This window comes from Candidatus Blochmannia sansabeanus (nom. nud.) (genome assembly GCF_059935345.1).
In genome coordinates, this window is record NZ_CP011795.1 from 153,776 (window position 1) to 166,840 (window position 13,065).

The 13,065-nt window shown below is 28.3% G+C and carries 10 protein-coding genes; 1 reads left to right on the top strand and 9 read right to left on the bottom strand.

Translation table 11 applies throughout. The features are described from left to right. The first annotated feature begins 31 nt into the window (after positions 1–31). Positions 32–526 carry a dihydrofolate reductase gene (locus Bsans602_RS00635; protein WP_500837192.1) on the top strand — a complete coding sequence of 165 codons (495 nt, stop codon included), beginning with the start codon at positions 32–34 and terminating at the stop codon, positions 524–526. Between the two features lie 171 nt (positions 527–697). On the opposite strand, the gene Bsans602_RS00640 is transcribed toward Bsans602_RS00635, so the two are convergent. The 9 genes from Bsans602_RS00640 to leuA all read right to left on the bottom strand — a co-directional run bounded on the left by Bsans602_RS00640 (position 698) and on the right by leuA (position 12,634). Beyond that, on the bottom strand, positions 698–1,522 hold the full coding sequence (locus tag Bsans602_RS00640; RefSeq protein ID WP_500837193.1) for a symmetrical bis(5'-nucleosyl)-tetraphosphatase: 825 nt from the start codon (positions 1,520–1,522) through the stop codon (positions 698–700). 333 nt (positions 1,523–1,855) lie between these two features. After that, entirely contained in the window at positions 1,856–2,668 is an 813-nt protein-coding gene (gene rsmA / locus Bsans602_RS00645; RefSeq protein ID WP_500837194.1) for a 16S rRNA (adenine(1518)-N(6)/adenine(1519)-N(6))-dimethyltransferase RsmA, read from the bottom strand. Beyond that, complete coding sequence (gene pdxA / locus Bsans602_RS00650) at positions 2,646–3,674, bottom strand: 4-hydroxythreonine-4-phosphate dehydrogenase PdxA (RefSeq protein ID WP_500837195.1); 1,029 nt, start codon at positions 3,672–3,674, stop codon at positions 2,646–2,648. Before pdxA ends, rsmA begins: the two co-directional genes overlap by 23 nt. A 1-nt stretch (position 3,675) precedes the next feature. Beyond that, positions 3,676–4,962 (bottom strand): peptidylprolyl isomerase, encoded by a 1,287-nt coding sequence (locus Bsans602_RS00655; RefSeq protein WP_500837196.1) that lies wholly within the window; start codon positions 4,960–4,962, stop codon positions 3,676–3,678. A 59-nt stretch (positions 4,963–5,021) separates the two neighbouring features. Then, positions 5,022–7,259, bottom strand: coding sequence for an LPS assembly protein LptD (gene lptD / locus Bsans602_RS00660; protein ID WP_500837197.1), 2,238 nt, complete (start codon positions 7,257–7,259; stop codon positions 5,022–5,024). A gap of 666 nt (positions 7,260–7,925) precedes the next feature. Further along, entirely contained in the window at positions 7,926–8,537 is a 612-nt protein-coding gene (gene leuD, locus Bsans602_RS00665; protein WP_500837198.1) for a 3-isopropylmalate dehydratase small subunit, read from the bottom strand. A gap of 23 nt (positions 8,538–8,560) precedes the next feature. After that, the gene (gene leuC / locus Bsans602_RS00670) at positions 8,561–9,955 is read right to left on the bottom strand and encodes a 3-isopropylmalate dehydratase large subunit (protein WP_500837199.1); all 1,395 of its coding nucleotides are present in this window, start codon (positions 9,953–9,955) and stop codon (positions 8,561–8,563) included. A gap of 1 nt (position 9,956) precedes the next feature. After that, positions 9,957–11,057, bottom strand: coding sequence for a 3-isopropylmalate dehydrogenase (leuB, locus tag Bsans602_RS00675; protein ID WP_500837200.1), 1,101 nt, complete (start codon positions 11,055–11,057; stop codon positions 9,957–9,959). Between the two features lie 23 nt (positions 11,058–11,080). Next, entirely contained in the window at positions 11,081–12,634 is a 1,554-nt protein-coding gene (gene leuA, locus Bsans602_RS00680) for a 2-isopropylmalate synthase (RefSeq protein ID WP_500837201.1), read from the bottom strand. Between the last annotated feature and the right edge of the window lie 431 nt (positions 12,635–13,065).

The following is a 13,065-nucleotide window of genomic DNA, read 5'->3' on the forward strand; positions in this document are numbered from 1 at the left end:
TTTAATTTAATACACATTAAAATTTTAATATATGATTATTAGTCTAATTGTTGCATTAACCACCAATCATGTGATTGGAAAAAAAAATGTTATTCCTTGGTATTGCCCTATAGATATTAAATGGTTTAAATATCATACTTTACATAAACCAGTAATCATGGGACGTAAAACATTTGAGTCAATAGGGAAAAAACCATTATTAAATAGATTAAATATTGTTTTGAGTCGCAGTTTAATAAATAATTGTAATGATATTCTTATGGTAGACAATCCAGATTATGCTTTATTTTTGACAAAAGATACATATGAAGTTATGGTAATTGGAGGAAGCGCAATGTATAATGTTTTTTTGCCTTACGCGCAACGTTTGTATTTAACGTATATCAATAGTATTATTGATATTGACGGTGATTCCTGGTTTCCTGATTATGATATAAGAGAATGGAAATCTGTTTTTAACAGTTTTTACAAAATAAACGATGGTTTTTTTTATTCTTTAAATTTTAAAATTCTAGAACGTTTTTAATAAGCAATTAATTATACAAGTATTCTATTTCGCAGGAATCAATGATATTCGAGATCAATAAATCATATTTTTTAAAAATATTGACAGATTGAATACAATTATTCATTTATTTTAGTTTATAATGTATTTATATATAAAATTATCAAAATATTAATGCTTATTTTTTAAGCATTAAGCAGGTGGAGTACAAGGTATACAGATAGTTTCTTTATTTTCCCATCGCAGTAAAGTAAGTGCACCGCCCCAACAACAGCCAGAATCTAAACCATAAATACCAGAAGGAACTTGTATGTTGGTTAATGCTGCCCAATGGCCAAAAATTATGTTATATGTAGGATCAATTAATTTTTTTAAAGAAAACCATGGATAAATATTTTTTGGAGCATTTTTGGGCGCTCCTTTGTACTTAAAATCTAACTGCCCATTTAAATAAACATAACGTATTCGAGTAAACACATTGATATTTTCTTGTATCTGTTTCAATTTTTTTTTATTTATTTGCATCTGATTTGCATCACATGCATCTTTATATGTATTTTTAAAAATTAAATAAGGATGATCGCTAACTAAGATTTCTTCTATTTCTTCAGCATATTTTTTAATAGTTTTAATATCCCAATTAGGACTAATTCCTGCATGTGTCATTATTATCTTTTTATTTTCATCTATGTATAGTATAGGTTGATGACGTAGCCAATACATTAATTCTTCTAAATCTGGAGCATTCAATATTGCATTGAAGTAATCTTTATGATTTGTACGATCCATTCCAAAATATGTTTTTAACAAATGCAACTCGTGATTACCTAATACTAGGCGAGCGCTCGAATTAAAATTGTGGATTAGACGTAACACCTCTAGTGAACTAGGACCTCTAGCTATTAAATCCCCGGTTAAATGTAAAGTGTCAATATTAGGATCAAAGCATATGCGATCCAGCATAGTTTCCAAGTTTTTATAACATCCATGTACATCTCCAATAAAATAAGTAGACATTTTTGATTATAACTTTTACTCTTAAAAAGTCGATGATATTTATTATTACGAATTCTACACTTTAGATAAAGATACGAGTCTCTTCTTGATAAAAATATTATAATTTATAAGATAAATTTATTTATAAAAATAATAAGCAAATACCTTTCCTTGCTAAAGGATTTTCCAATTATAAAATGACTGTTTTATGCGAACTATCCAATTGTTGAGATCTTTTAGAAACAGATCTCAACAATTGGACATCGTCCATATTGACGGTATGATATCACTTGATTAACTGAAATACAATTATTCATGATTGTATTTCAGTTATATATAAAATATCATTTTAAATTAAGTTTGTTTGTTGTTTAGTATAGACGTTAGCGCACAATATTGGTTAATGGTAATATTTTCTGCTCGTAATGCTGGATTAATTCCTTGTTGAATTATTTCTGTTTGGTTAAAAAATGTGGATAAACTATTACGTAAAGTTTTACGCCTCTGTCCAAATGCTAGCTTTGTAAGCAAGGATAGTTTTTTTACATCAACTATGGGATAAGGAGTACTAGTATGTGGAATGAAACGTATCATCAAAGATTCTACTTTTGGAATGGGAATAAAAGAAGTGGCTGGTATTTTAAATAATGGAATAATTTTATAATGATACTGTGTTATTATACTTAATCGTCCGTATTCTTTGCTATTGGGACCCGCACAAATTCGTTTTCCTACTTCTTTTTGAAACATAAAATGCATATCATCAATTACATTAACATACCTAAATAAATATATGATTAATTTTGTAGCTATATTATAAGGTAAATTTCCTATTAATCGTAGTTTTTGTCCGACTTGGTTGGATAAATCAAAAAAATTTGTTGTCATTGCATCTTGATGAAAAATTTTAATTTTTTTGCTAAACATCTGAATTAATCGATTAACTAAATTGGAATCGCGTTCTATTAATATTAAGAAATTAATATCTATAGTATTTAAAATTTGTTTGGTTAATGCGCCTAATCCAGGTCCAATTTCTACTATTTTTTGATATTTTTTAGGATTAATAGATTTAATAATAGCATTAATAATTTTGTGATCGCTAAGGAAGATTTGACCCCATTTTTTTTGTATAAAATGATTTTTATAATAGTATATCTTTTTCATAAAGTTTATTTATCATGCTAATTGCCACAGTAATAGCCATCATCATACTATTGGGTAACGCTAATCCTGTACCAGATAATTCAAGAGCAGTTCCATGATCTACAGAAGTTCTAATAAAAGGTAATCCAAAAGTAATATTTACTGATTGACCAAATCCAGAATATTTCAATACAGGTAGTCCTTGATCATGATACATAGCTAATATTACGTCTGCATGTTGTATATATTTTGATTGAAATATCGTATCAGCTGATAAAGGTCCTATTATTTCATAATTAGTAGTTTTTCTTAAAATATTTAGAGCAGGTATAATAGTTTCAATTTCTTCTTGTCCCATATACCCAAATTCTCCAGCATGCGGATTTAAACCACATACATAAATTTTAGGATGTAGAATACCAAAGTATTGATTTAATCCTTTAGCGAGAATAGTAATAGTATCACAAAGAGATTTTTGAGTAATTTCTTTTGGAACAGATGATATAGGTATGTGAGTAGTAGCTAACGCAACACGTAGCTTGATCTTACTATTACTTAACATCATAACAGTTTTATTGCATTTATTTATACGAGACAAAAATTCAGTATGTCCACAAAATGCTATATTTCCTTTATTCAGAATAGCTTTATGTACGGGACCAGTAACTAATGCTGCAAATTCTTTATTCAAACATCCTTGCGATGCCCTTTTTAAAGTATTAATAACGTAATCGTTATTATCAATATTTAAACGACCAGGTACAGATTTTTTTGGAAGCAATATTTCTAAAATAGATAGTTCTCCGGGCATACAAGGAAAGGCTATTGTCTCAGCATGATAAGAACGTAATTTTAAAGGTAAATTTATTTGATTTGCCCTATCTAATAGCAAATGAGGATCTGCGCATACAACTAATTCTACAGGCCATTTTTTTTGAGCACTCATGATTATTATATCAGGACCGATTCCAGAGGATTCTCCTGTAGTAATAACAATTCGTTGAAATTTTTTATTTTTTTTAATCATTTTAATTAATAATTTTAATATATGATGCAGATCGTAACTCTTGAATCCAATGTGTCATAATTTCATTAAATTTTTTACTTAACAAATATAAATAAGCACGTTCATGTATTATTTCGGTATAATCTAGTACGGAAAAATCTATTAATTGAATTAAATACCATCCATTGTAAATATGTATTGGCATACTAATTTCATTATTTTTTAGAGTAACTAAAATTTTCCGTATAGATGGTTCAAAATCATCTAAATCTTTATATATTATATTTTCTTCATAATTATCAAAACATATATCTTTTGACTTTTCTTTAGTAATTATATCAAACGTAGTATTGTTGTTTTCAACAAGTTCTTTAATCTGTAACAATTGTTTTACTATGTTTACATTTTTACATGAATCTTTTATACCAAATATTTTTGCTTTAATTTTAGTAACAGGTAATATTAGCTGTTTATAACGTATATCTTGTACTTCTGCAATATGTATTCCATCATGCGACAAAATGGGACCAATAAGATCACCTTTTTTTATTGTTTGTAAATATTGATCAAAAATCATTGGTATATCTTTCCATGAAACCCATTCTGTTTCTTGTGCTTTAATTATTGGAAGAATATCTTTATTAGAATAAAGACGTATTAATTTTTTAATATTATTATTTTTGTTACATTCTTTTTGTTTAATTAACAACCTTGAAAAACATTCTATTATATTTATTTGGTTTTGTGTTGGCTGTATTGGTAATGAAAATGTGATATGTATCAATTTAAATTGTTTATTAAAATCAATTATTTTTGAGTTATTAACAATTTTATTTATTTCATTAGTCAGTATACTAGCACGATGATAAATAATACGATCACATATACTGGTTTTCAGCATATCCTGATATTGTTGTGTACAATATTTTTCATAGTTTAGCCCAATATTATATAAATATACACGAAATTGATCTAGTGTCATATCATATAGATTTGCAACGCGACAAATCACCTGATTAAGTTGAGTATAATTATTTTTTGCACTCTCTTGTTGAGTAGCGATCTGAAAAATGAGTTTATCTGTAATTAATTGATCTAAAACTTGTTGATAATATACAGTATCTTGTAATGTATTGTTATCAATATTAGAAATGTGTTCTCGAAGCATATACGTACTGTTTCGCACATCACTATCTAATATAATGTGACGATTTACTAATGCTACAATTTTGTCTGTTGTTTTTATTTCTCCAAAAACAATTTCTGCATTTATTATAAATATTAAAATTAATGTTTTCCAAAATTTCATAAATAATTTAACAATATGGTGAGTATAAATTTCAAGTTCCTTACACAGAACACATAAAATTAGAAGATATGTTGATACGGTAAAATACCAATATTTAACATTTTATGCAGATGTTTTTGAAAATCTGATATAGAATTATATATTCTAATATCTAATCGTATTTTGCTATCATAGATATAATGATTCGATTGATTAATCCAATCAATGATTTTTCGTTCATAAGATATGTTAATTCCCCAACATGGAGTATGATATTGTATTCCTATTGTTTGATCAATAAATTGATTAGTTTTTATATTATGGTAATGCGAACAACTTATTCTCCAATTGTTACGTAATGGATAACAAGTCAAAAACCCTAATTGAGCAATTGTTTTATAATAAGTTAATTCATTAATTTTTGGTAATATTTTTTCAAGATATTGCCCATTGACATATCGATAATGTGTTTGTAATACTTGATTGTCTTTTGCTATATACTCCAATATTATAGTTCCAAAAGATAAAGTATGGTGCTGCATATCATATTGTATTTCACTGCTTGTATTCCAATAATTATTAATATTCCAACGACCTGTTCCAGAAAACAATTTAATATTGGGAACGCGATATTTATATTTAGTTACTTTTGAATATGTGGTATTAAATCGCGTTAAATCCAATATTTGACCTATAGATGCGTAAAAAAATTCATTTTTTTTCTTAAAACATCGTACTGCTATATCTCCTATAACTTGATTAGCAGGGAAAATACGATCCAATCCACTGCAGATAGAAGCATGAAATAAATTTTTATGATCTATATGAATCATATTGGTATCATATACACCGATGTTATCTTGAAAACGATATGGTATATATAAATATTGAAATTTTGGTTCTAAGAAACTTCTATATTTGTTAAAAACATATGTTTTTTTTTTAAGAATCATTTTTCCATTAATTTTAAATTGTGGAATAAAACGATTAACTGTATTTTGCAAAGAACAATCCATGCATTGCGTTTTGTTATAGTAATCGATATTTTTTTGCTGATAATGTGTCATTCTCAATTTTGCTTCAGCATTAAATCTGCCCCAACAATTATTGATTGGCCAATTTAAAGTTGGTTCTGTATGTATTCTGATTGTTTTTGGAAAATTATAGTTTACAGGTATAAATTGAGTTAATTGACTGAAGAATTTTAAATTAAACGGTGTATTTCGTATATTATTATAATAAGTATTGAATTCTAATTGAGGAGCTGCTTTATAGTTATAATGACTTAGGATCGTTGTCTTTTTAGTATTTGCAACACCAAAATAAGCAAAACTAGTGTTCCAATTTTTATCACTATAATTACATAAAATTTTTTGATTCATATGGTCGTTATGAGAGCATGTATATGCTGGTGTATTGGTATTAATATAATTATTAAAATCTGTAGTTAAGATATAATCAGAATAAAAATGCCATTTTTTATTCATGATACCATTGTGTTTCCAATATAGTTGCCAATTATTATTGTAACAATTATTATTAAATTTATTATTATGTATTTTTTCATTTCCTATGATATTTAAAATTAATAATCCAGTTCCTGGTTTAACTAAATAACGTATTTCTGTTTCTAATTTTGCTCCTAAGTTAGATATATAACATGGAGTAATACTGCCCGAATAATGTTTTGAGAAATTGATAGGGCAAGGTATTTTGAATCCTAATCCTTGTTTATTACTATATTTAATACTAGGTATATAGTGTTCTAAAATATTATCCTGTCGTAAATGTAACGATAAATAAGGGGTATAAAATATTGGTATTTTTTTTATTTTAAGGCATGCATTCCAAATATCTATGTTGCGTTTATGATGATCATATACCATTTCTGATCCTGTTATATTCCAATAATTATCATTTAGAATACAAGAGGTGCACTTCCCCTGTTTAACGATAGTATAACGATTTTCGCCTCGTTGCATAATAGAATTTGCTATCCCATAAATATGCGGTTCTAATAAATAATATGAGCCTTTATGAATGTCTATATTTTTGTTACAAAAATTAATCCAAGCATGAGTACCTGTTAACGCAATGTAATCGCTATTGTATTTTACATGACCATAAGCATATAAAGTATTATATAACACTTCGTTTTTTTCATTATGTGATATTACTAATTTATCAGACATTAAAATATGATTATCTTGTTTAATACTAACATGTCCAGAAAACTGAATTTTTCTAGGATAATAGATATCTAATTCGTCAGATTGGACACAAATAGGCTGATCAACATAAAAAAATTTGCTGATCATAGGAATTTGTATGCAATCAGACGCATGGACTAAAAAATAAAATTGAGCGTAGAATATGAAAAAAATTAAATTAACAAAAATGTTTTTAAAAAAAAACTTAATTTTATCAACTAAATTATTTTGATGCATATTTTATCAAAAATACGAAATTTTGATTGAGGCGAAGACAAATTTTATGTATTACTTAGCTACTATCAGATATACGTTTCATATTAATCAAATAATGTTATTGAAATATTTTATTATAAATTAAATAAAATAATATGTGCTGTAGTATATTAATTCTTAATTTTAAAAATATAACTTTTATTCACATATCCCAATATTACTTTTATCTTCTTTTTCTATAGAGGTATATTCTATCTTTCGTTATAAAACAATGATTAATACGTGTCTATCAGAATAACACGAAATTATAGTAATTATTTTTTAAGTTTTGATTATCTATATTAAATAAACGCTTCTGCAATTATATATTTTTTCAATAAAAAACTTAGCATATCCTATACATGCATAGTAAATTGATCGTCAATTAAACAATATAATAAATAAATAATTACAATACCCGAGGACTATGCTATTTAGATGATTTTTAATATTTATTTTTATTTTTAATTTATATCAACAAAACGCCATAATATATTATGCAATACTCTATTTAGATATTTATCTTAAATATGATGGTTGATTGTCTTCATATTTCTTAATAACAGCATCATATTGTAAAGTTAAGTTAATATCATCTATATTATTAAGCATACAATTTCTATAAAAATCATTTATTTTAAATAAATATTTTTTTTTGTTATCATATGTATAAATAATTTGCTCATGTAAATTTACAGTTAAGGACATACCTTTTTTTTGTATTAAAATTTCTTTAAATAAATCGTTGATCTGTAGTTCCGATAAAGTTATAAGTAATAAGCGATTATTAAAACTGTTTTTATGAAAGATATCTGCAAAACTTGGCGCTATGATGACTCTAAATCCATAATCTATAAGCGCCCATACTGCATGTTCGCGGGACGACCCGCATCCAAAATTTCTTTGACTTAATAAAATGCTAGCATTTTTATAACATGGTTTATTTAGCACAAAACTTGGGTTCATAATTTTAGTCGTATTTCCAAGAAAACGCCAATTAAAAAACAAGTATAATCCAAAATTGACACGAGTAATAGTTTGTAAAAATTGTTTTGGAATTATGCTATCAGTGTCGACGTCGGCGACATCAAGCGGTGCAACTACACCAGTGTGCTGAATAAACTGAGACATATTACATACATCCTTATATTATTTTATTTTCGGATATCTACAAAACGCCCGGCAATGGCTGCTGCTGCTGCCATTGCCGGGCTTACCAAATGAGTGCGACTTCCACGACCTTGACGACCTTCAAAATTACGATTACTAGTAGAAGCACAACGCTCACCTATATTCAGTCTATCATTATTCATAGCTAAACACATAGAACAACCAGGTAATCTCCACTCAAATCCTGCTCGTATAAAGATCTGATCCAGTCCTTCTGCTTCTGCTTGTTTTTTAACTAATTTAGACCCAGGCACTACTATTGCTTGTGTATTATTAGAAATGCAACGTCCCTTAATGATTTGTGCTGCTAAACGCAAATCTTCAATACGTGAGTTAGTACACGATCCTATAAATACTTTATCAATAGAAATATCTGTCAAATAAGTATTAGGTTGAAGTTTCATATAAGTTAAAGCTCGTTCAGCAGAACTACGTGCTATAGGATCTATAAAAGATTCTAAAGATGGAATCGGTTGATCAATAGAGATTACTTGGCTAGGATTAGTTCCCCAAGTTACTTGCGGTTTAACATGAGATACATCAAAATTAAATGTTTTATCAAAATAAGCGTCATGGTCGGAATGTAATGTTTTCCAATATAATAATGCTTGTTCCCAATTTTTTCCAGTTGGTGAAAATTTACGATTTTTTAAATAATCATAAGTAGTTTTATCTGGTGCTATTAAAGCAGAAGTTGCGCCCATTTCAACGGCCATATTACAAAGAGTCATACGCTCTTCCATAGTTAAAGAATTAATGACAGGTCCACAAAATTCTACTACATAACCAGATCCTCCTCCATGTCCAATTTTTCCAATAATTGCTAGAATTATATCTTTAGCTGTAATCTGAGGAGCAATAACACCGAATAAGTTCATTTGCATAGATTTATATCGAATTTGTTTCAAAGTTTGTGTAGCTAACACATGTTCTATTTCTGAAGTTCCTATTCCAAATGCTAAAGCACCAAAAGCTCCATGAGTGGCAGTATGAGAATCTCCACATACAATAGTCATACCAGGTAATGTAATTCCCTGCTCTGGAGCTAATACATGAACTATTCCTTGATAAGGATGATCCAAATCAAATAATTTAATTCCAAAATCCTTACAATTTTTAGTCAATCTATCTAATTGTGCTTTAGCCATATTCTCGGAAATGTTCATATTTTTTGTTGTAGTAGGAACATTATGATCCATAGTAGCAAAAGTTTTATTTGGTTGTCTAACTATACGTTTTTTAAAACGCAGTGCTTCAAAAGCTTGTGGAGATGTAACTTCATGTAATAAATGTCGATCAATATATAATATTGGAACGTCATCTTTATTTTCATATACGATATGCATGTCATATAATTTTTGGTATAAGGATTTTCCCATATTATTTTTCTCTTTTATTTTGAATTAAAGAAGCTATGATATCGCCCATCTCGTTAGTACTTATGCTTTTGTCGCATTCTGACGCTATATCAAACGTGCGATATCCCAACGTTAGTGCTTGATAAACTGCTTTTTCAATTGCAATCGCAATATGATTTAATTTTAAACTATATCTGAATAATAATGCGGTAGAAAGAATATGCGCAATAGGATTAGCAATATTTTTACCTGCAATATCTGGAGCGGATCCTCCCGCGGGTTCATATAAACCAAAGTCATATTCATTAATACTAGCAGAAGGTAGTGTACCAATTGATCCACTTATCATGGCACACTCATCAGATAAAATATCACCAAATAAATTTGAACATAAAATAATATCAAACTTAGATGGATTTTTGATTAATTGCATACTGGCGTTGTCAACGTATAAATGTTCTAATTTAACATCCGGATAATTTTTTGCAACCTGTGATACTACTTCTCTCCATAATATAGAAGTATGAAGTACATTAGCTTTATCTATAGAAGACACATGCTTACGTCTCGTTTGAGCTAATTTAAAGGCAACATTAGCAATGCGTTCTATTTCAAATCGATGATAAATGGCAGTATCAAAAGCATATTCATGCGAACCTACGCCTGAACGGCCCTGTGGTTTGCTAAAATAAATACCTCCAATCAATTCACGTACGCATATAATATCGATTCCATCTGGAATTATTTTTATATTTAAAGGAGATAATTCCTTTAATGTAGCAGAAAGATATATGGGTCTTAAATTAGCAAATAAATTAAAGTGTTTTCGTAAAGCTAATAAGGCCCCCTGTTCCGGTCCAGCTGACCCTTTTAAATGCGCCCACTTCGGCCCTCCTACCGCTCCAAGTAGTATTGCATCCGATTGATCACAATACTTTAAAGTACTATTAGGCAAAGGAGTCCCTTCACTATCAATTGCATCGCCTCCTACTTTATGTTCTGTAGTAACAATATTGATTTGAAATTTTTTTCTTATTACATTTAAAATCTTATACACTTGCTGTGTAATCTCTGGACCAATACCATCCCCTGGTAACATTGCAATTCTATAATTAATATTCATAAATGTTTAGGTTTTTTAAATTATTAGTTATTATCTTTTTTTAAATAGTGTCGCTGGATTATTACTTGTTTTGCACGCCAAATATTATTTAAAACATGGATCATAGCTTGGACTGAAGATTCTATTACATCTGTATCTAATCCAACTCCATGAAAATTGCGACCTTCATATGACACGACAATATCTACCTGCCCTAATGCATTCCGACCATGTCCTTTTGCATTAAGTTGGTATTTCTCTAAATTTATAGATAATTTTGTAATACACGTTAATGCTTCATAAATCGCATCTATCGGCCCGTTCCCAGTTGCTGAATAAGAGCATGTGTTATTTCCACAATATAATTTTACTAAAGCGGTAGCGATTCCAGAAGAACTAGAATGTACATTAAAACACTTTAATCTGAAGAATTCTGATTGTTCCTGTTGGTTATTAATAAATGCTAAAGCTTCTAGATCATAATCAAACACTTGGCCCTTCTTATCTGCTAATTCTAAAAAAACATCGTATAATTTGTCCATGTCATAATCACTTTCTTGATAACCCATTGCTTGCATATGATATTTTACTGCTGCTCTTCCAGATCGGGATGTAAGATTTAATTTGATATCTTTTAAACCAATACTTTCTGGTGTCATAATTTCATAATTTCTTCTATTTTTTAATATGCCATCCTGATGAATACCTGAAGAATGAGAAAACGCGTTTGATCCGACTACTGCCTTATTAGCTGAAATAGGCATATTACATAATTGACTAACTACTTGACTAGTTCTATAAATTTCTTGGCAACGAATATTAGTGTGTACTTTTAATAAATCTTCTCTCACTTTAATGGCCATAATTACTTCTTCTAGTGCAGTATTTCCTGCTCGTTCACCAATACCATTTATAGTGCCTTCAATTTGTCGAGCTCCTTCTTGTATGGCTGAAATGGCATTACCTACTGCCATACCTAAATCATCATGACAATGCACTGAAATAATAGCTTTATCAATGATAGGAACGCGATTATATAAAGAAGCAATAATTTGACCAAATTGATATGGAGTTGTATAGCCTACTGTATCAGGAATATTAATTGTGTTTGCTCCAGATTGAATAGCAATTTCAACAATACGGCACAAATTATCTATACTAGTACGTCCAGCATCTTCGCAAGAAAATTCTATATCATCGGTATATTTTCTTGCATAATGTATTGCATGAATGGTCATTTCTATAATTTGATTAAAATTTTTATTCAATTTCGATTGAATATGTACAGATGAGGTGGGTAAAAATATATGAATACGAAAATTTTTAGCACCTTTTAATGCTTCTGCCGCAATATCGATATCTTTGTCAACACATCTAGCCAAGGCACATACTAAACTATTTTTTATTTGTTTAGCTATCGTACGTACTGATTCAAAATCTCCTGGAGAAGATATTGGAAATCCAACCTCCATGATATCTACCCCTAATCGTTCTAAAGCAAAAGCAATTTGTAATTTTTCCTTTACATTTAAACTTGCTTGTAAAGATTGTTCACCATCTCGTAAAGTTGTATCAAAAATAATAACTTGTTGACTCATAGATTATCGATGTCTCATGAATGTTAAAAACAAATATACGCATGGTATTTTATAATCATAAATAAACCACAATTAATAATATCGGATTCAAATAATAATTTATTACATTAAATTTATTTAAAATCTATTGCATATTACTTGTCAACTACTAATACTGTATAAACAAAATATTATAATAGTAAATATTATAGTATTTCAGAACTAATTTTCGTATTATTATCATTTGTGATGATAATACGTTTTACATTTTTTTAAAATGATAGTAAGTATATTTTAATACCTACAACATAGAGCATAAGAATATACCACAATTATTAAATATTTTTATAGACACTAAGTATGATGAAGCATAGAATGCTACATATTTAGTAATGTTTATTATACTCAGATACTTTATATGTATTAAAATTTAAGTATACATATATAACGTA